We start from the raw sequence: 19,651 nt of genomic DNA, 5'->3' as shown, positions 1-19,651 counted from the left end.
TTTATACTTTTTTACAAAGGTTTTCACCTTAAAAAAGTAAATTGTTATGAAGATATATTACTCAATTTTACTCTTAATGGTTTCAACTGTGATGTTTTCTCAGGAAGATGCCTGGGTATATTTTAATGTAAAGCCATCTGCTCAGACCTATTTAGATTCTCCATTGCTAATGCTCTCCCAACGGTCTCTCGACAGAAGGACAAATCAAAATATTGCTTTAAGTTTTTCTGATGCCCCTTTGGAAACAACCTATGTTGATCAGATAAAATCGGGCACGGGAATTACCGTTATGGCTCAATCCAAATGGTTAAATGCTCTTCATATTCGGGGAACACAGGTAAATATTATGGCTTTGAAAAACTTAGTTTTTGTTGATAAAGTGGTTTTTGCCAATAAAAATTTAAATACGACTTCCAAAAAAGTTTCAGAAAATAAAATAGTTCAGACAAACGATAAACTCAAAACTACAGTTAATTATGCTTACGGAACTTCAGCGAATCAGATTCAGATGCTTAACGGACAAGTTTTACACGAACAGAATTATACAGGTTCGGGTAAAATAATTGCAGTTTTAGATGCCGGTTTTCCGAATGTCAATACCGCACAGCCTTTTCAAAATCTAATAAACAATAACCGAATTTTAGGAGGTTATGATTTTGTTTCCAGAAGCACAAACTTTTATGCAGGAGATGATCATGGTACAATGGTACTTTCGACAATGGGAGGTTATAAGGAAAATGCATTAATTGGTACCGCGCCGGATGCTTCGTACTATTTGTTTATTACCGAAAATGATGCCTCTGAAAATCCTGTTGAAGAGTCACTCTGGGTAGAAGCAGCAGAAAAAGCAGATAGTTTAGGAGTTGATATAATTACCACTTCACTGGGTTATTTTGGTTATGATAACGCCAATTATAGCCATACGTATAGCGATATGAACGGAATTACTAATTTTATTTCGCGTGGTGCTGAAATTGCTTTTAGCAAAGGAATCATCGTTGTTGCTTCAGCAGGTAATGAAGGTAATACGACTGAAAAACACATTGGCGGGCCTGCGGATGCTGTTTCGGTAATTACTGTTGGAGCTGTTACAGCTGCCAAAGTAAGGTCTGGTTTTAGCTCAATAGGCCCAAGTTATGATGGAAGAACAAAGCCTGATGTTATGGCACAGGGTACGGCGGCAGTTGTTTCGAATACTTCAGGTTCTATTGTCACTATTAATGGAACTTCGTTTTCATGCCCGATTATGGCTGGAATGATTGCTTGTTTGTGGCAGGCTTTTCCAACAAAAACAAATCAGGAAATCAGAGATATGGTAATTCAGTCTTCAGATAAATATTTAACTCCCGATAACAATTATGGTTATGGAATTCCTAATTTTGGTACTACTTTAGGAATTACAACTTTTGAGAATAAGGATTTCATAGTGTATCCAAATCCAGCTGTGAATAATATTACGTTTTCATTTTCCAATGAAATAAATGATGCTTCAGTTTCAATCTATTCAATTTTGGGACAGAAAGTAATTGACAAAAAAATTACCGGTCAAAATCCAAATCTTTCTGTAGAATCATTAAAAAGCGGACTCTATTTTTATACTTTTGAGGCTGAAGGTTTGCACAAAACCGGAAAGATTATCAAACAATAAGCATTTTTAAATGAATAAAATCATCCAACTTTTCAATATAAAATATCCAATCATTCAGGGTGGTATGATTTGGAACAGCGGTTATAAACTGGCATCTGCCGTAAGTAATTCAGGAGGTTTAGGCCTTATTGGTGCCGGTTCCATGTACCCTGAAGTCTTGAGGGAACACATTCAAAAATGTCAAAAGGCAACCGACAAACCATTTGGAGTTAATATTCCGATGCTGTATCCAAACATCGAAGAGATAATGAATATTGTAGTTAATGAAGGCATAAAGATTGTTTTTACTTCGGCAGGGAATCCTAAAACCTGGACTTCATTTTTAAAAGAAAAAGGGATTACAGTAGTTCATGTAGTGAGCAGCAGTATTTTTGCTTTAAAAGCACAAGAAGCCGGAGCAGATGCCATTGTTGCTGAAGGTTTTGAAGCAGGAGGCCATAACGGACGTGATGAAACAACAACGTTAACATTGATTCCGATGGTGAAAGAAAAAATTCAGATTCCAATTATTGCAGCTGGTGGAATTGCAACAGGCAGAGGAATGTTAGCCGCCATGATTTTGGGTGCAGATGGTGTTCAGGTTGGAAGTCGTTTTGCAGCTTCGGTTGAATCTTCGTCTCATAATAATTTCAAACAAAAAATTATTAGCCTGAATGAAGGTGATACCCAATTAACTTTAAAAGAATTAGCACCGGTCAGATTGATTAAAAATAAATTTTATCAGGATGTGCAGAATCTATATGAAAAATGCCCTTCAAAAGAAGATTTGATACAGCTTTTAGGCAGAGCAAGGGCAAAAAAAGGAATGTTTGAGGGGGACATGGAAGAAGGAGAGCTTGAAATTGGGCAAATTGCAGGATTAATCCACGAAATTTTGCCTGTTGAACAAATTATTAAAGAAATGATGGCTGAATTTGAAATTGCCAGTCAGGAAAAAACTAAATTTGAGTTTTAAAGCTTTTAATTATACTTTATGAATACTATTCGCGTCTATATATTGTTTCTTTTTTTAGGGTTTGGTTTACAGCAATCCTATAGCCAATCGTACCGTTTTAAAACTTCAGGATTTAGCGTTTTAGAAAAAAATGACAAAGGGAAATGGGGAAAATGGTCTAATCTGGATTTGGTGAATCTTTCTGTGATATTAGATACGGAAAAACACAGGATTGTGGTGTATTCGCAGGAAATACAATTGTTTAATATTATAGATTATATTGCCAGAGAAGAAAATGATACTGATATTGTTTATTCTTTTATTTGTAAAGATAATGATGGTGTCGACTGTAAAATATCAATTATTACCAGAAAAAAACAAGACTATCGCAAACAGCTTTATATTAATTATGATGAACACATTATTTTATATAATATTGTCACAGTATAAAACAATAATTCATATTATAAATTTCAATTTTTTTGATGTGGTAACTACTTATTAATTTTCAATATCTTTTATAAACTCATCATACTCTAAATAAAACATCTCAAGGGCATTCATTTTTTCAAAGAAAAAATCAAAAATAGCATCCCAGTTATTGCGATTGCTGAATCCGACACCCTGTTTCTCAATCCAAATTCGGCTAATAGTTTTACCGCTCTCTAAAGTGTAATTTTTTTCGAAAACCAAATCTTTGATGAATTCCTCTTCCAGAATGTTTTTTAAAGCTTTTATTTTTTCAAAATAAGCAGTTCGTTTCTCATCGCTTCGGTGTTCGATATCAATTAAAACCTGGGCTTTTTTATTGTCTACATAAAACTTAAAAGAGAAATCCTTGATCTTGGTATCATAAAGCACCCATTTTCGTGGATGTTTCTCGGCGAAAGCTACCCAAAATTCTCTCTTTAATTTTTGTGATTCTTCTCTGCTGTACATTTATTATGGCTTTAGATCCGCGAAAACTTGTAGAAACGTGTTTTCTGGACTATATTTATACTTTGTTTGAAAGTACAAAAATAAACTTTGATTATGGATTTTCAAGATTTTTTGCAACATGTTCCTAATTTAATTCCGGTTGAATTGCCTGCTGAAAAAGCACATGTAAAAATGGCTCCCTTAGAACGGATTACGCTAATGAAAAATCTTGATTTGTCTGAAAAAAAACCAAGGATAGCTGCCGTTATGATGTTGTTTTATCCTAAAAATGGAAAAACACATCTGGTATTAATCGTTCGGAATGCTTATGATGGGGTTCATTCTTCCCAAATTGCATTTCCGGGAGGCAAATATGAAATTTCAGATGCCGATTTTAAAGAAACAGCTCTACGCGAAACCCATGAAGAAGTTGGAATTTCATCTGAAAAAATTGAAATTATAAAGCAGTTTACACCAATGTATATACCGCCAAGTAATTTTTTGGTGCATCCCTTTTTAGGAATTTCATCACAAGAACTGTCATTTTATCCGGATATCAGAGAAGTAGCCGATATCATTGAATTGCCGCTTTCTGTTTTTTTAAATGATGAAATTATAATCGAAGCCACATTATCAACTTCTTATGCTGCTAATATTTTGGTTCCTGCATTTAATATTCAAAATCATGTAGTCTGGGGGGCGACAGCGATGATTTTAAGTGAATTAAGAGATGTTTTGAAAATTACTTTTGAAGAAAAGATTTAAAAACGTAAATTTAATGATTTGATATTCATTAGGATAACTGTTTCTTTTCAAAATTGTTAGTGATGATTGCCAAAAAAATAATTTTTGTATGTTTGCGCTTTAACAAAAACACATAATTTACTGCTATGGGATTGTTTAAACGAAATCCTTTCGGACATATATTATTCATCAAGAAATGGTTAATCCGCATTTTAGGAGCCATGACTCACAGAAGATATAGGGGCTTTAATGAATTGCAGATTGAAGGATCTGAAATCATTAAAACGTTACCGGATACAAATGTTTTGTTTATATCAAATCACCAGACCTATTTTGCTGATGTTGTAGCGATGTTTCATGTTTTTAATGCAAGCTTATCAGGACGTCAGGACACAATTAAGAATATTGGTTATTTATGGCATCCTAAAATGAATTTGTATTATGTTGCCGCCAAAGAAACTATGCAATCAGGATTGTTACCAAGGATCTTAGCTTACGTTGGAGCTATTACTGTAGAAAGAACCTGGCGCGCGAAAGGTGTAGATGTTACCGAGAAACGTGACGTTAACCCAAATGACACAGAAAATATCAGAATAGCGCTTGAAGATGGCTGGGTAATTACATTTCCGCAGGGAACTACAAAATCGTTTAAACCTGTCCGAAAAGGCACCGCGCATATCATTAAACAGCATAAGCCTATTGTGATTCCGATTGTGATTGACGGATTCCGTCGTTCATTTGATAAAAAAGGATTACGAATGAAAAAGAAAAATATCCTGCAGTCTTTCATTATCAAAGAACCTCTTGATATTGATTATGAAAATGATACTATTGAAGAAATTGTTGAAAAAGTAGAGTATGCAATAGAACAGCATCCATCATTCTTAAAAGTTATTCCGGCCGAGGTAATAAAAATTGAGGAAGAACTTAACGAAAAGAGAAGATGGAGTTATAAGGCATCAGAAAATGAAAATTAGATTGTAAATGTTTATTTTCCGGTTACTTTCAAAAAAAACTTTAATCTTTGCTTTATCTTTCACGACTTTCGTTTTAGAAATCTATTTTCTTCAATTCCTTATAATTGGCGTATAAGCGACGTAACAGTGTTCCGTACAACAATCTGTAAAAACACCAGAACATACCTAAAAACACTAATGTTACCAAGAGTAAAATTCCGCCGGTAATAAATATTGTTTTACCATTGGCAGCTAATTTGTCTTTTAAAAATGCCATGTCAGGATTGTATACAAAAGCAATAAAGAAGCTAATAATTGAACTTATAACAGCCATTCCTAAATTGTACCAAACATAATATTGAACTGTTTTTCGGGTTTTTAGAATACTGCTCATCAACAATTTTGTAGATTCTGTGGCAGATATGGTTTTATAATTTTTATAGAAAAAATATACAAAAACTAAAACCACAACATAATTGAAGTACGTTAAGACTTCAAGATAAAAAATCATTTCAGGATGATTTATCTTAATTAACATTTCATCAGTGCTGAAAAATAAATTTGAAACTGTCCAGAATAAAATTTCCAAAATACTGATAATCAAAATCCACTTCACGATCGAAGAGGATTTTTTATGAATCATTTTGTAGATTTCATTTTCTGAAATTTGTTCAAAAGAATCGGCGTTCTTTTTCCAGTCTTTTTTTAATAAATCCAGTTCTTTCATAATAATTTTTAAGGATTTAGTATTTTTTTAAGTTTCCCTTTAATTCTGTTCATTTTCACACGTGCATTCACTTCGCTGATTCCTAAGGTTTCTGCTATCTCTTGATAATCTTTGTCTTCTAAATACATAAAAACTAATGCTTTTTCGATGTCATTGAGCTGATATACGGCTTTATACATCAATTTAATCTGCTCTTCCTCTTCATAGTTGTAATCAACATCCTTTACAAAATGCTGGTGACTTTCATAATCTACGGTAGATATGGTTCTTTTGGTTTTTCGATATAGGGTTATGGCTGTATTTAAAGCAACACGATACGTCCAGGTCGAAAATTTACTGTCGCCTCTAAATTTAGGATACGCTTTCCAAAGCTGAATGGTGATTTCCTGAAACAAGTCCTTATGAGCATCTTCGCCGGCAGTATATAATCTACAAATTTTGTGGATTATATTCTGATTTGCCTGCAATTGCGCAACAAATGACTGTTCTAGATTTTCGCTCATATAGGTATTAGTAGTATTGAAGCCTATTTTGTTACAATGAATTATCTTTTTGGTCACAAATTTCACAAATTATCATTTGGCTAATGACTTAAGAGTATTCAAAAGTAAAATCATTTTTTATAAAAATTCGTGATAATTCGTGCAATTCGTGGTGGGCTTTTATAATTTTCTGGTTTTATAATAATTCACCATTAAATCTACAAACTTGCTATACCCTTCCATACCGTCTTTTTGATGGTTTATTTTTAAAAAATTGTCGTAAAAAACATGAAAACCTTCATCTATAAAAGTGTCATATTGTTTCCAAAAATCATGACTTTCCTTATAGTTTTCTAAAATACCAACATGAACTGTTTTCTTTAACTGATTAAAAATCTTCTCGTTTTTAAGCTGCCAAATTCCTAAGCAGTATCGCAAAGCAAAACTATAACCGGAATATTGATAGTATAAATTTTCATTTTTAACGGATGCCAAAACACCAATAAAATTACATTCACTTTCACTTGCAAAACCCATTTGATGCGCCATTTCGTGACAGGTTGTAGCGGGAAAGTTATACATTGGCAATAAATCATTTACCTGAGCTTCATTAGTAAAGGGATTCAAATAACCTCCAAATCCCATATAAGTTAAAGGCAGGCTGAAGAGCGATTTTTTAACGCTCAAAATTTCATATTTAAAGAAAGGATGTTCTTTTGCAAGGTTTTTATAACCATCTAAATTCATTCGGAAAGCTTGTTCCTGTGAATACGGAAAAACTATTTTTGAACTGTTTTTTTTTGTTATTTGAAACTGGATTTCATTTGTTTTTGCAATTAGTTTTTTAGTAAAAACAAGTAATTCGATATCGGTATATTCTCTTTTGATTTTCATTTTTTCAAAAAGAGGTTCTCTGTAATAATTCAACGCCCAAAGGACATGAAAGAAAAAATAAAATATAGAAATTATGCTTAATGTTTTCAGGAGATTATCTTTCCAATTTAGTTTCCAGGTCTTTCTGGTTTTCCAAATCCATCGAATCAAAAATAAAATCAAAATAAAATAAATACAATCACCAACTGAAAATGGAATTCTACCTAAAAGTATTCTCGAAAAATGTGAAATTTTCAGATACAATCCATTGCTGTAAAAGCGTTCTATGAATTCAGGAAAGAATGGAAGTATCTTTAAAAGTATAATCTGAAGGAGCAGTAATAAAAGTAAAATGTATTTTCGTTTCACGATATAATTTTTGGATACGTAAATATAAATCAATCTTATTTAGTACTGAAATAGAATTTAAACTTTGTAACTTTGAAGCTCTTAATTGTTAAACTACAAACAAAATATAATGAGTCAGGAAATAAGAAATCTGGAACCTAAAGCGCTATGGAATAAATTTGCAGATTTAAACGCTGTTCCGCGTCCATCAAAAAAAGAAGAGCGTGTGATCGAGTTCATGAAGAACTTTGGAAATAGTTTAGGTTTGGAAACTTTTGAAGACGAAATTCGAAATGTAATTATCAGGAAACCAGCAACTCCGGGAATGGAAAACCGCAAAGCAATTGTTTTGCAAGGGCATCTTGATATGGTTCATCAAAAAAATGCAGATACCGTTTTTGATTTCGAGGCACAGGGGATTGATATGTATGTTGATGGTGACTGGGTTCGTGCTCGCGGAACCACACTTGGGGCAGATAATGGGTTAGGAGTAGCAACTATTATGGCTATTCTGGAAAGCAAAGATATTCCGCATCCTGCAATTGAAGCTTTATTTACAATCGATGAAGAAACCGGAATGACTGGTGCATTAAATTTAAAAGGCGGAATTCTTCAAGGGCAGATTTTACTGAATTTAGATACTGAAGAAGATGACGAAATAGATATTGGATGTGCCGGTGGAATTGATGTAACGGCTACCAGAACCTATTATGAAGAAGAAGTTCCTGAAGGTTCAGTTGGTCATATTATCACAGTAAAAGGATTAAATGGAGGTCATTCAGGAATGGATATTCATAAAGGCTTAGGAAATGCCAATAAAATCATGAACCGTTTGTTATTTGATGCTTTTGAAAACTTCGGTTTGCAAGTGGCTGAGATTAATGGAGGAAGTTTGCGAAATGCAATTCCGAGAGAAAGTGTAGCGAAAGTAATCATTTCAGAGATGTTTGATGAAGCTTACATTTTTGATATGCAGGAAATTATCAATGATATTAAAGCTGAATATAAAACGACAGAACCAAATCTTTCTATTGAAATCGTGAAATGCGATTTGCCTGAAAAAGTAATGGATTTAGGAGTTCAGGAAGGGATTATTCGCGCTATTTATGCAGCTCATAACGGGGTTTACAGAATGAGTGCTGATATGGAAGATTTAGTAGAGACTTCAAATAATATTGCACGTGTTATAATAAAAGATGGAGAAATATTGGTTGGATGTTTAACCCGTTCTTCTGTTGAAACTTCAAAATTTGATTTGGCTAATTCGTTGCGTTCTGCTTTTGAATTGGTTGGATGTGAAGTTGAACTTTCCGGTTCTTATCCAGGCTGGACACCAAATGTGAATTCTGAGATATTAGAAGTTTTAAAAGAAATTTACGAAAAACAAAATAATGAAAAGCCTAAAGTTGTAGCCTGTCACGCAGGTTTGGAATGTGGAATTTTAGGAACGAATTATCCGGATATGGATATGATTTCTTTCGGGCCAACAATTCACGGAGCGCATTCTCCTGATGAAAGAGCAAGTATTTCTTCAGCTCAAAAGTATTGGAAATTTGTATTAGAAATTCTTTCGAATATTCCAGTAAAATAAAGTGTACAGTCGCAGTTTACAGTATCCAGTTACTGTAAACTGTGACTGAATACTAAAAATTAATCTCTTTTCGGAGCATTTTTCTTCTCTCTCTTTTCTTCTTTCTTTTCTTTTGCAGTTTTAAGAGGTTCTTTTTTTGCCGTCTTTTTTGCATCCTGACTCTTTGCCATATCTTTTTTAATTTTAGTTATTTTAATTGTATATGAGTAAATGTACACACAATATTTTAATTTGTTTGTAATATTATTTTAGAAAATCACCATCTATTATTAATAACTCAACTCCTTTAGTCGTTATTGAGCGGTGAGAACTTACATCATCAGAAACGACATAAGTCATTCCTTTCGAAAGGCTGAATTTTTCTCCGTTCTCTAATTCGCTAATAAAATCTCCTTCAAGACAATGTACAATATGTCCTTTCTGGCACCAGTGATCAGCAATGTAATTTTGAGAATAAGTAACCTTTCGAATACGCAAATTTCCTAATTGTATAGTTTGCCAATATGCTTTTCCTGTTTCTCCAAGGTGTTCTGTTTTTGGAATTTGATTCCAGTCAATTGTTTGAAAAGGTATAGCAGACATATTTTTTAGGTTTAATAATCAAGTAGGGATTGGTTTGAAATAAAAATCCCCAATTCATAATTGAGGATTCATTTATAAGAAATAATTAATTTCGTTTTAAGACTTTGTATTGTTCATAACAACCACTTATGGCATCCATAATTTGCAAATCGTTTGCTTCTTGGATAAAAGCATCGGAATAACTGCAGCGATGCAGAATTTCAGGAATCTCATCTTTGCTTATTCCTAAAAGTACAGAAATGGTTTCGCGGTCATATTTAGATTCTAAAAGATTCCTCACTGTATCATCTTTTTTCATCTCTTTTAGCTTCTTGAGCTCTTTTGCATTTTTTCCAAAGAAATTATAAAGCATATCAGCCGGATTAAATATAGACCCTAGTACTTTTCCAAATGCATTAGGCGAATATTCACCCGCTTCGTAACCTTGTGTAAGACCTGAAATACTATAACGATAATTTTCTTTGGTTGGAATTAATTTTGAATCGACTTCAAGATAGCCTGTTAAATTAAAAGGAGCAATAATAACTTCTTCAAGTGCGATTGCTTTTTCAGTAAGCTGAATTCGTGTTACTTTGTTTTTTATCCAGTCATTGGTAACCCTGATTCTTAAAGATTGAAATCCTAAAATCGAAAAATGCAGTGTGTCATTTACCTGTACATCAATTTCAAAATATCCTTTGGCATCAGACATGGCACCACGTACTTTATTTGTATTAATGACGTTTACATTAGAAAGAGGCTGTTTACTATTATCGTTAATAATGTAACCAGAGACCCTTTGAGGGACTGTAGGTTGAGTGTCTTGTGCAAAACCTATGCCTGATAGTAGTATAAAAAAGAAAACTGCGAAATATTTCATATCCTGATTTAAAGCACTAAAAGTAGTAAATCAGGATTAAATATTTCGCAGTCTCCGAATATAATTATCAGAAAATTAACAAAGGAAAGAAGTGTTACTTTTAGTATTTAACTAAAAAGGGAATAAGAAGATTTAAATTGAATGGTTTCGAATTATAAAACGCATCAATTCAAAAAAAGTTTTTAAATAAAAAAATCCCAAATTCCGTACTAATTGGAATTTGGGATTTTTATATTTAAAAGAAAATTAAATGATTAATCTCTTCTTGGTCTTCTTGGTCTTGGCGAATCACCAAAGCTTTCAGAACGTCTTGGAGCTCTGTCTGAGCCTCCTTCGGTTCTTGGTGTTGAGCTTCTAAAACCACCTTCTCTTTTTGGAGCAGATGAACTTCTGTCACTTCTGAAACCGCCGCCTTCTCTTGGAGCTGAGCTTCTGTCGCTTCTAAATCCGCCGCCGCCAGAACCTTCACGTCTTGGAGCAAAGCTTCCTTCACGTCTTGGGCCTCCAGAGGTTCTTGCGCCACCACTGCGTCCATTATGGTCACGTCTTCCGCCACCATCATTTTTAGAAATTTCAACATTAATACGACGTCCTTCTAATTGTACGTTGTTTAATACTTCCATAACTTTATCAGTATGCTCAGGATCAGTGTTAAAGAAAGAGAAACCTTCTTTTACATCTACCTTGAAAACATCATCACGACCTAAGTCTAATGTTTCTTTCAGGTAATCCTTAAGTGTCATCCAGTCGAAATTGTCTCTTGAACCGATGTTTACGAAATAACGGGTTGCTCCGTTATTATTGAATTCTCTTGGTTCAGAATCACCTCTTTCACGTCTTTCAGAACCTGAAGACTGATTTGAAATATCTCTGTTCTTTTTGTAATAAGCAATAAAACGGTTAAATTCTACTGACACCATTTTCTTGATCAATTCTTCTTTAGATAAACCTTCAAGAACATTGTTGATTGCTGGTAAATAGTTGTCAATTTCGTGATCAACTTCAGTATCTTTAATTTTGGTTGCTAAGTGCAATAATTGAATTTCGCAGATCTCGATTCCGGATGGGATTGTTTTTTCTTCGAATTTTTGCTTGATAATTCTTTCGATAGAAGAAATTTTACGTAATTCACTTTTAGTAACAATTACGATAGAAGTTCCTAATTTTCCAGCTCTACCAGTACGTCCTGAACGGTGATTGTATGTTTCAATCTCGTCAGGAAGTTGGTAATTTACAACGTGTGTAATATTATCAACGTCAATACCACGTGCAGCAACATCAGTAGCAACAAGCATCTGAATTTGTCTTCCACGGAAAGATTTCATTACACCATCACGTTGCGCCTGAGACAAATCTCCGTGCAATGCAGCAGCACTGTATCCATCTTCAATTAATTTTTCAGCTACAGCCTGAGTATCTCTTTTAGTACGACAGAAAACCACAGAGAAAATATCCGGGTTAGCATCGGCTAAACGTTTCAAGGCTTCGTAACGGTCACGCGCATTTACTAAGTAAAATTCGTGAGAAACCGTTGCAGAACCTGAATTTTTAGTTCCAACTGTAATTTCTACAGGATCGCTCATAAATTGTTTTGCAATTCTGGCAACCTCTTGTGGCATAGTTGCAGAGAACAACCATGTACTTTTTTGATCAGGAGTATCAGATAAAATAGATACGATATCCTCATAAAATCCCATGTTCAGCATTTCGTCAGCCTCATCCAAAATACAGTAATCTATATTTTTAATGTTAACCAATCCTCTGTTGATCATGTCTTGCATTCTTCCCGGAGTTGCTACAATAATTTGTGCTCCTCTCTTAATGTCCCTAGCTTGCTCTGTAATACTAGCCCCGCCGTAAACTGCTACCACATTAATACCTTTCTCGTATTTTGAGTAGTTTTTAAGTTCGTTGGTAATCTGTAAACAAAGTTCTCGTGTTGGCGATAAAACTAATGCTTGTGTATTTCTGTTGTCAGCATCAATTTTTTGAATTAGCGGAAAACCGAAAGCTGCCGTTTTCCCTGTCCCTGTCTGAGCCAACGCAACCATATCCGTGTCTTTTTCCAATAATAGGGGAATCGCTTTCTCCTGTACCTCTGACGGATTCTCAAATCCTAGATCTAAAATCGCCTTCAGTAACGATTCATTCAATCCTAATTGTTCAAATTTATTCATATGTATTTTTAAAATAGGGTGCAAAATTACTGTTAATTATTCAGATAAACTAATGCAATTTTAATAATTATGGATTTGTTATGATTTGATTATCAAAAAGTTATGTTTCCTGTAAAAACATTTTGATAAGAAATTTGAAAAATTACGTCTGAAAATATAAATTTTACCTATTTAAATGTTGTATTTCAAACAATTGTTAGATGGAGTTCAGGAAATCAATTAGTTGCCGTGTTGCTTTTCCGCGATGACTGATTTTATTTTTAATTTCAGAAGACAATTCGGCAAATGTTTCACTATAATTTTTCGGCTGAAATATCGGATCATATCCAAAACCCTGATTCCCTGTTTTATTTAAAGTAATAGTTCCTTCGGCAATTCCTGTAAAAAGAGATTGCTCTCCTTTTAAGTTTAATACAATAACGGTTTTAAACTGTGCACTGCGATCTGATTTTCCTGATAAAGCTTCTAAAAGTTTATTCATATTGTCATTTGCATCACGCTGTTCACCGGCATAACGGGCCGAATATACACCTGGCTCACCGTTTAAAGCGGTAACCTCTAAACCCGTATCATCAGCAAAACAATCGTAACCATATTTTTTAGTTACATAATTGGCTTTCAAAATGGCATTTCCTTCGATTGTGTCAGCAGTCTCGGGAATTTCTTCGTGACAGCCAATTTCTTCGAGACTTAAAATTGTAATGGTTTCAGGAAGGATACTTTGTATTTCTTTGATTTTATTTTTGTTGTTTGAAGCGAAAACGAGATTCATGAGTGTAATATTTTAAAATGATTTTTTCGATAATAAAAGCAATGGCAACGCCAAAAGTATAGGCTAAAAGATCACTCCGTAAAAATCCCTGCCCAAGGACATATCTTCCAAAAAGTGTTTTTCTAAGAGCAATAATCCATTCAGCCTGATAAAGTTGTAGAAGCTCGATACAATAACAAATCAATAAAGAAATAATCAGTATTTGAATAGCTTTCTTATTAATAAACAATATTCGAATCAGCACATACATCATCACAGCATAAAGTAAATCACCAATGCATAATGGAATTACAGCTATTTTCCTGGAAATAATTCCAAGAAGAATAATCAATATCAATAGGAAGAAATAATATATTCTGGAATTTTTCAAGTCGAATGTTGCTTTGCTTCTATAATAGTTTAGAAATACAAACTTACAAATAACAGAAGTATTTACAAGTGATACAGGACTTCTGGTATTGAAATAAAAATTTATATACTATTTTTACAATTCGGAATTAACCAAACCTACAATTAATACAGAATAGAAATTATGATTATAGATTCTTTAGAAAATGCAGCTAAATACGAAGCTTTGCATCCATCTTTCAAAAAAGCTTTTGATTATTTACGCGAAAATGATGTACAAAATCTTCCGGAAGATTTTAAACATGAAACTGAGGGAGTAAAGTTTTTCGGATTTAAAGGCAAAGGAAAAACCAAAGATGAAAGTTTAGCAACTTTTGAATGTCACGATAAGAATATTGATATTCAGTTTTGTATCAGCGAAACGGAGACTTTTGCATGGAAACCAAGAGAGAATTGCAAAACTCCAAACGGAGGATACAATGATGAGAAGGATGTGCGTTTTTTTAGTGATGCTCCGGATATGTTTTTTCAGCTAAAAGAAAATCAATTTGTAATTCTTTTTCCGGAAGATGTGCATGCACCAATGATTACAGATGGAATGTTGAACAAAATTGTAATTAAGGTTGAAATATAATTCGATTTTTATTTGAAATAATATCATAACAACGAATCTAAATCTGAAAATATGATTAAGAAAATAACCCAAATCTCATTTTTAGCTTTTTTTGCTTTACTAATGATAAGTTGTAAAAATACAAAGCAAAAACTTCAGGAGTATGTTACTAATTACAATACTGAAGCTGCAAATTTTAAAAACGAGGATGTAACGCTTACTACCGCCAGAGGATATCTGAATGACAACAAAATTGAGTTAAGATTTGAAACAAATTTAGAACTGAACGAATCGAATAAAAAAACCGCCGAGGAGAAATTTCCTGTTTTATTAAAGGGGATGATAAAGAAAGATCAAATTTCCAAAGAATTAATTGAACAAGGTGTCACATTTCATGTTTACTTTTTAGCAAATGACAATACTGTTTTTGTTAAACAGATAATTAATAGAGAAAAAATGAATTCGCTGTTAAAATAAAAAAGAAGCCTTTTTGAATTATACAAAAAGGCTCTGTTAGTTTTTAATGTTTGTTAATATTTGTAAAATTATCCGGAAAATAGGAGTCTGACAAATGAGCAAATTCATCACCACGCATAAAAATATTGATATCCACATCGGCAAAGCTATTTTTACCGGCTGCTGCCAAAAGTTCATTCGCAGCGTGTAGTGTGTTTTTGTGAAAATGATAGACACGATCCGATTTATCGGTAACCACTAAACCTTTCATAAGCATTTTATTCTGTGTAGCTACACCTGTTGGGCATTCGTTATTATGACAGCGTAGTGCCTGAATACAGCCTAATGAAAACATAAAGCCTCGCGCGCTATTGCACATGTCTGCACCTAAAGCAATTGCATGAAGAATCGAGTAGCCCGAAATAATTTTCCCACTGCCTATAATCCGTATTTTATCACGGATATTAAGGCTTACTAAAGTTTTATTGACAAAAATTAAAGCGGGTTCAAAAGGCATCCCAACACCATCGGCAAATTCTAACGGAGCAGCTCCGGTACCACCTTCGGCACCATCAACAGTAATAAAGTCAGGATAAGTATCTTCGGCAATCATTTCGTGGCAAATAGCTTCAAATTCAGTAGTATTTCCGATACATAATTTAAAGCCAATAGGTTTTCCATTAGATAACTCCCGTAGTCTTGCAATAAAATGTATTAAACCTTTAGCATCAGAAAATGCACTGTGACTAGGAGGGGACAGAATTAAGGTATGTGGTTCAACGCCTCTTATTTTTGCAATTTGAACTGTGTTTTTTGCGGCAGGAAGTACACCGCCATGTCCCGGTTTTGCCCCTTGCGAAAGTTTAATTTCAATCATTTTTACATTCGGGAGATTTGCCTTTTCAGTAAATTTTTCGGAATTAAAATTTCCATTAGCATCGCGACAGCCAAAATAACCGGTTCCAATTTGCCAGGTAATATCGCCACCGCCTTCAAGATGGTAATCAGTAAGTCCTCCTTCTCCTGTATTTTGATAAAAGTTTCCTTTTTTTGCACCAATATTCAATGCCCGAACAGCATTTTCGCTTAGCGAACCAAAACTCATTGCCGAAATATTTAATAAGGAAGCTAAATAAGGTTGTTTACAGTCTTTTCCGCCAACCACTACACGAGGTAATTCTTCATTGACTTTCGCCGGAAAAATAGAATGTTTAATTCCTTCGTAGCTTCTGTCGTTAAGATTTAATTGCGTTCCAAAAGGGGAATTGGCATCGATATTTTTAGCTCTTTGATATACTAAAGAGCGTTGGTTTCTTGAAAAAGGTTTTCCGTCAGTTGATCTTTCTATGAAATATTGCTGAATTTCGGGAGCAATCATTTCAAATAAATACCTGAAATATCCTAAAACCGGAAAGTTTCTTAAAATGGCATGCTTTTTTTGGATTGTATTATAAAATCCAATAACCAATAAAACAGGTAATATGAAAAGTAGTAAATAACCGCGATTGGTATAGTAATAAATTGTAGCAACAATTAGAAACAATAAAAATCCATAAATGAAGAATTTTTTTCTCATGTTTTTAAACTTTAAAAATGTAATAAATTAATTGAATCGTAGGCGAACATAAACATGTTTAATTCCTTTTTTGTCTGATTCTCTTTCATCAATTTCGAGAATATCAGTTAACGATTTTAACATGGGAGTAAGTTTGGAAAAACCATAATTTCTAGGATCAAATTCGGGTTTTTTCTTCACAATTAAGTTTCCTACATCTCCTAAAAATGCCCAGCCATCATCATCTTCAATATCTTCGATTGTCGCTTCGATAAGTTCAATAGTGGCAGCGTCAATTTTCGCTAAAGCTTTTGCTGCAGGTTTTTCAACAGGTTTTTTAGCATCGGTTGTAGTTGTAGTTGTAGTTAGTTTTGGTTTTTTCTTCTGAATTGCACCATCCAAAACCTCAATATAAATAAATCGGTCACAGGCAACAATAAAGGAATTTGGTGTTTTCTTTTCGCCAATACCAATCACTTTCATGCCGGATTCCCTTAATCGAATGGCAAGACGTGTAAAATCACTATCGCTGGAAACAATACAAAAACCATCCAGTTTTCCTGAATAAAGCAAATCCATGGCATCAATAATTAACGCAGAATCTGAAGAGTTTTTGCCCACCGTGTAGCTGTATTGCTGAATTGGAGTTATAGCGTGTTCAAGCAAAACAGCTTTCCATCCATTAGAATTGGGCTTGGTCCAATCAGCATAGATTCTTTTTGTAGTTGGGGTTCCAAATTTTGTTATCTCCTCCATCATGCCCTTTACATTACTATAGGGTACATTGTCGGCATCAATAAGAACGGCTAATTTTAAATCTTTTGTATTGCTTAAAGCCATCATATAAGGTGTTAGTTTTTTTGATTTTAAAATGCTTTTAAAATTAGTAAAAAATAAACAATTACGGCGATATATGCAGAATTTATAAAAAGTGAAAAATAGATTTTTTGATTCAGAAATAAGATATATTTATAAGAATTTTAAGATATTAATAAAATTTTACCTGTAAAGTTTTATTAAACTATGATTTTGAATCCGATTCATTTTTAAATTATTATGATAACACCGAATAAATATTTATTTTTGCTCGCTGTTTAAATTAAAATTATTACTTCACTATATTATGGTAAAAGATTTATTTGAAAGAATTCAAAACAATAAAGGACCATTAGGAAAATGGGCTTCACAAGCAGAAGGTTATTTTGTATTTCCTAAATTAGAAGGTGATTTAGGACCAAGAATGAAATTTCAGGGGAAAGAGGTTCTGAACTGGAGTCTGAATGACTATTTAGGTCTTGCAAACCATCCCGAAGTGCGTAAAGCAGATGCAGATGCGGCGTTGGAATTTGGTGCGGCTGCCCCAATGGGAGCACGTATGATGAGTGGTCATACTAAATATCATGAACAATTAGAAAATGAATTAGCTGCTTTTGTAATGAAAGAATCTGCTTATTTGTTGAATTTTGGTTATCAGGGAATGGTATCTATTATTGATGCTTTAGTGACTAGAAATGATGTGATTGTTTATGATGTTGATGGACATGCCTGTATTATTGACGGTGTTCGCTTGCATAGTGGAAAACGTTTTACTTATAAGCACAACGACATTGCAAGTATGGAGAAAAATCTGCAGCGTGCTACGAAATTAGCTGAAGAAACAGGTGGAGGAATTCTTTTTATTACTGAAGGTGTTTTTGGAATGCGCGGTCAGCAAGGAAAGTTGAAAGAAATTGTAGAAATGAAAAAGAAATACAATTTCCGTCTTTTGGTTGATGATGCACATGGATTTGGTACGCTTGGTAAAACTGGTGCCGGAGCAGGTGAGGAGCAGGGCTGTCAGGATGGAATAGATGTTTATTTTTCTACGTTTGCAAAATCAATGGCCAATATTGGTGCTTTTGTAGCTGCTGATAAAGATATCATTGATTATTTAAAATACAATTTACGCTCTCAAATGTTTGCTAAAGCATTGCCAATGATTCAGACAATTGGTTCTTTGAAACGTTTGCAATTATTACGTGATAACCCGGGATTGAAAGATAAATTATGGGAAAATGTAAACGCTTTGCAAAATGGTTTGAGAAGTAAAGGATTTAATATTGGTGATACAAATACTTGTGTTACACCGGTTTATTTGGAAGGTAGTGTGCCGGAAGCAATGGTAATGGTGAATGACTTAAGAGAAAATTATGGTATTTTCCTGTCTATCGTAATTTATCCGGTAATTCCGAAAGGAATGATTTTATTGCGTGTTATTCCAACAGCTCCTCATACATTGGATGATATTGATGAAACACTTACTGCTTTTGAAGCTATTCGTGAAAAATTAGAAAACGGAACTTATAAAGAAATTGCGAGCCGGACTAAAGTTGATTTAGATGCTTAATATTAAAAAATGATTACTCTCTTTATGGGAATTATGTAAAAGAATCCATTCGTTATACGAATGGATTTTTTTTTATTAAAGTAATTTTATAGTATAAATAACTAAAAGAGAAAACTATGAAAAGAGTACTAACATTCATGATAATTGTTTTGACAATTTTTACTTCATGTAAAAAAACAACAACTGAACCGGGACCAGTAGAAATAGCACCAAGCCCACCGAAAGAAGCTGAAATTGTTGAACCTTCCGGAAATCAATGTTATGCCTCCACAGCAAATAATAGTAAAATAGAGCTAAGTTTTAATGTTAATTCACATCAGGAAGTGAACGGAAATTTACGTTACAGTTTATATGGAAAAGATAAAAATATAGGGGTGATAAATGGAAATCTGGTAGGTGATACCCTGATTGCAGATTATACATTTGATTCAGAAGGTACTTCTTCCATTAGACAAGTGGTTTTTTTGCAAAGAGACGGAACATACATTGAAGGTCATGGAGATGTCGTAGAAGCCAATGGAAAAACCAGCTTTAAAGATAGAAAGACATTGAAATTTGATTCAGACAACACTTTGATTAAGGTTGATTGTAAAGAATAAATATCTAAACATATGCATATTAAAAAACGCCCGAAAATTTTTTCGGGCGTTTTCGTTTTATGAATTATGGTACGAATCACTTC

Annotated in this window: 21 protein-coding genes; 10 read left to right on the top strand and 11 right to left on the bottom strand. The window is 33.6% G+C overall.

The features are described from left to right. Positions 1-46 precede the first annotated feature (46 nt). From ACEN92_RS08445 to ACEN92_RS08435, 3 genes are read left to right on the top strand one after another with little or no spacing between them, the layout of a single operon-like run. The gene (locus ACEN92_RS08445; protein WP_495641928.1) at positions 47-1,648 is read left to right on the top strand and encodes a S8 family serine peptidase; all 1,602 of its coding nucleotides are present in this window, start codon (positions 47-49) and stop codon (positions 1,646-1,648) included. A 10-nt stretch (positions 1,649-1,658) separates the two neighbouring features. Next, positions 1,659-2,603 carry an NAD(P)H-dependent flavin oxidoreductase gene (locus ACEN92_RS08440; protein ID WP_495641927.1) on the top strand — a complete coding sequence of 315 codons (945 nt, stop codon included), beginning with the start codon at positions 1,659-1,661 and terminating at the stop codon, positions 2,601-2,603. Between the two features lie 18 nt (positions 2,604-2,621). Then, a complete protein-coding gene (locus ACEN92_RS08435; RefSeq protein ID WP_495641926.1) occupies positions 2,622-3,032 on the top strand; it encodes a hypothetical protein in 411 nt (136 codons plus the stop codon). A 51-nt stretch (positions 3,033-3,083) separates the two neighbouring features. Here the strand turns inward: ACEN92_RS08435 and ACEN92_RS08430 are convergent, their stop codons facing one another. Beyond that, a complete protein-coding gene (locus ACEN92_RS08430; protein ID WP_495641925.1) occupies positions 3,084-3,521 on the bottom strand; it encodes a DUF4268 domain-containing protein in 438 nt (145 codons plus the stop codon). A 93-nt stretch (positions 3,522-3,614) separates the two neighbouring features. Here ACEN92_RS08430 and ACEN92_RS08425 point away from each other — a divergent pair, with 93 nt between their 5' ends. Together ACEN92_RS08425 and ACEN92_RS08420 are read left to right on the top strand one after the other, a co-directional pair. Then, the gene (locus ACEN92_RS08425; RefSeq protein ID WP_495641924.1) at positions 3,615-4,265 is read left to right on the top strand and encodes an NUDIX hydrolase; all 651 of its coding nucleotides are present in this window, start codon (positions 3,615-3,617) and stop codon (positions 4,263-4,265) included. 125 nt (positions 4,266-4,390) lie between these two features. Further along, the gene (locus ACEN92_RS08420; protein ID WP_495641923.1) at positions 4,391-5,221 is read left to right on the top strand and encodes a lysophospholipid acyltransferase family protein; all 831 of its coding nucleotides are present in this window, start codon (positions 4,391-4,393) and stop codon (positions 5,219-5,221) included. A gap of 73 nt (positions 5,222-5,294) precedes the next feature. On the opposite strand, the gene ACEN92_RS08415 is transcribed toward ACEN92_RS08420, so the two are convergent. From ACEN92_RS08415 to ACEN92_RS08405, 3 genes are all read right to left on the bottom strand, one after another. After that, positions 5,295-5,927, bottom strand: a complete 633-nt coding sequence (locus ACEN92_RS08415) for a DUF8845 family protein (protein ID WP_495641922.1) — start codon at positions 5,925-5,927, stop codon at positions 5,295-5,297. Positions 5,928-5,935: 8 nt separating this feature from the next. Continuing rightward, positions 5,936-6,430 carry an RNA polymerase sigma factor gene (locus ACEN92_RS08410; protein ID WP_007810116.1) on the bottom strand — a complete coding sequence of 165 codons (495 nt, stop codon included), beginning with the start codon at positions 6,428-6,430 and terminating at the stop codon, positions 5,936-5,938. A 159-nt stretch (positions 6,431-6,589) separates the two neighbouring features. Beyond that, a complete protein-coding gene (locus ACEN92_RS08405) occupies positions 6,590-7,651 on the bottom strand; it encodes a DUF3810 domain-containing protein (protein ID WP_495641921.1) in 1,062 nt (353 codons plus the stop codon). A gap of 109 nt (positions 7,652-7,760) precedes the next feature. Here ACEN92_RS08405 and ACEN92_RS08400 point away from each other — a divergent pair, with 109 nt between their 5' ends. Continuing rightward, a complete protein-coding gene (locus tag ACEN92_RS08400; protein ID WP_495641920.1) occupies positions 7,761-9,221 on the top strand; it encodes an aminoacyl-histidine dipeptidase in 1,461 nt (486 codons plus the stop codon). A 243-nt stretch (positions 9,222-9,464) separates the two neighbouring features. Here ACEN92_RS08400 and ACEN92_RS08395 read toward each other — a convergent pair whose 3' ends face one another. From ACEN92_RS08395 to ACEN92_RS08375, 5 genes are all read right to left on the bottom strand, one after another. Beyond that, the gene (locus ACEN92_RS08395; RefSeq protein ID WP_495641919.1) at positions 9,465-9,803 is read right to left on the bottom strand and encodes a DHCW motif cupin fold protein; all 339 of its coding nucleotides are present in this window, start codon (positions 9,801-9,803) and stop codon (positions 9,465-9,467) included. Positions 9,804-9,888: 85 nt separating this feature from the next. Beyond that, positions 9,889-10,662, bottom strand: coding sequence for a carboxypeptidase-like regulatory domain-containing protein (locus ACEN92_RS08390; protein ID WP_495641918.1), 774 nt, complete (start codon positions 10,660-10,662; stop codon positions 9,889-9,891). A 254-nt stretch (positions 10,663-10,916) separates the two neighbouring features. After that, positions 10,917-12,839 (bottom strand): DEAD/DEAH box helicase, encoded by a 1,923-nt coding sequence (locus tag ACEN92_RS08385; RefSeq protein ID WP_495641917.1) that lies wholly within the window; start codon positions 12,837-12,839, stop codon positions 10,917-10,919. 196 nt (positions 12,840-13,035) lie between these two features. Then, positions 13,036-13,611, bottom strand: coding sequence for a non-canonical purine NTP diphosphatase (locus ACEN92_RS08380; RefSeq protein WP_495641916.1), 576 nt, complete (start codon positions 13,609-13,611; stop codon positions 13,036-13,038). Then, positions 13,577-13,981, bottom strand: coding sequence for a ribosomal maturation YjgA family protein (locus ACEN92_RS08375; protein WP_495641915.1), 405 nt, complete (start codon positions 13,979-13,981; stop codon positions 13,577-13,579). Before ACEN92_RS08375 ends, ACEN92_RS08380 begins: the two co-directional genes overlap by 35 nt. Before the next feature lie 162 nt (positions 13,982-14,143). Between ACEN92_RS08375 and ACEN92_RS08370 the strand changes: the two genes are divergently transcribed. After that, positions 14,144-14,593: a NanQ anomerase/TabA/YiaL family protein gene (locus tag ACEN92_RS08370; RefSeq protein WP_495641914.1), complete on the top strand. Its 450-nt coding sequence runs from the start codon at positions 14,144-14,146 to the stop codon at positions 14,591-14,593. A 51-nt stretch (positions 14,594-14,644) separates the two neighbouring features. Next, positions 14,645-15,049, top strand: coding sequence for a hypothetical protein (locus tag ACEN92_RS08365; protein ID WP_495641913.1), 405 nt, complete (start codon positions 14,645-14,647; stop codon positions 15,047-15,049). A gap of 43 nt (positions 15,050-15,092) precedes the next feature. Here ACEN92_RS08365 and ACEN92_RS08360 read toward each other — a convergent pair whose 3' ends face one another. Together ACEN92_RS08360 and ACEN92_RS08355 are read right to left on the bottom strand one after the other, a co-directional pair. Then, positions 15,093-16,604, bottom strand: a complete 1,512-nt coding sequence (locus tag ACEN92_RS08360; protein WP_495641912.1) for an FMN-binding glutamate synthase family protein — start codon at positions 16,602-16,604, stop codon at positions 15,093-15,095. A gap of 27 nt (positions 16,605-16,631) precedes the next feature. Continuing rightward, positions 16,632-17,423 carry an NYN domain-containing protein gene (locus ACEN92_RS08355; protein WP_495642332.1) on the bottom strand — a complete coding sequence of 264 codons (792 nt, stop codon included), beginning with the start codon at positions 17,421-17,423 and terminating at the stop codon, positions 16,632-16,634. Positions 17,424-17,706: 283 nt separating this feature from the next. Here ACEN92_RS08355 and capB point away from each other — a divergent pair, with 283 nt between their 5' ends. Together capB and ACEN92_RS08345 are read left to right on the top strand one after the other, a co-directional pair. Then, entirely contained in the window at positions 17,707-18,969 is a 1,263-nt protein-coding gene (gene capB / locus ACEN92_RS08350) for a cysteate-C-fatty acyltransferase (RefSeq protein WP_495641911.1), read from the top strand. A 116-nt stretch (positions 18,970-19,085) separates the two neighbouring features. Then, positions 19,086-19,568 carry a hypothetical protein gene (locus tag ACEN92_RS08345; RefSeq protein WP_495641910.1) on the top strand — a complete coding sequence of 161 codons (483 nt, stop codon included), beginning with the start codon at positions 19,086-19,088 and terminating at the stop codon, positions 19,566-19,568. Positions 19,569-19,651: the final 83 nt, after the last annotated feature.

The sequence above is a fragment of the Flavobacterium sp. Flavsp81 genome, assembly GCF_059491325.1.
The sequence above is the reverse complement of the archived record's forward strand: the minus strand, read 5'-3'. Positions and strand labels throughout refer to the sequence as shown.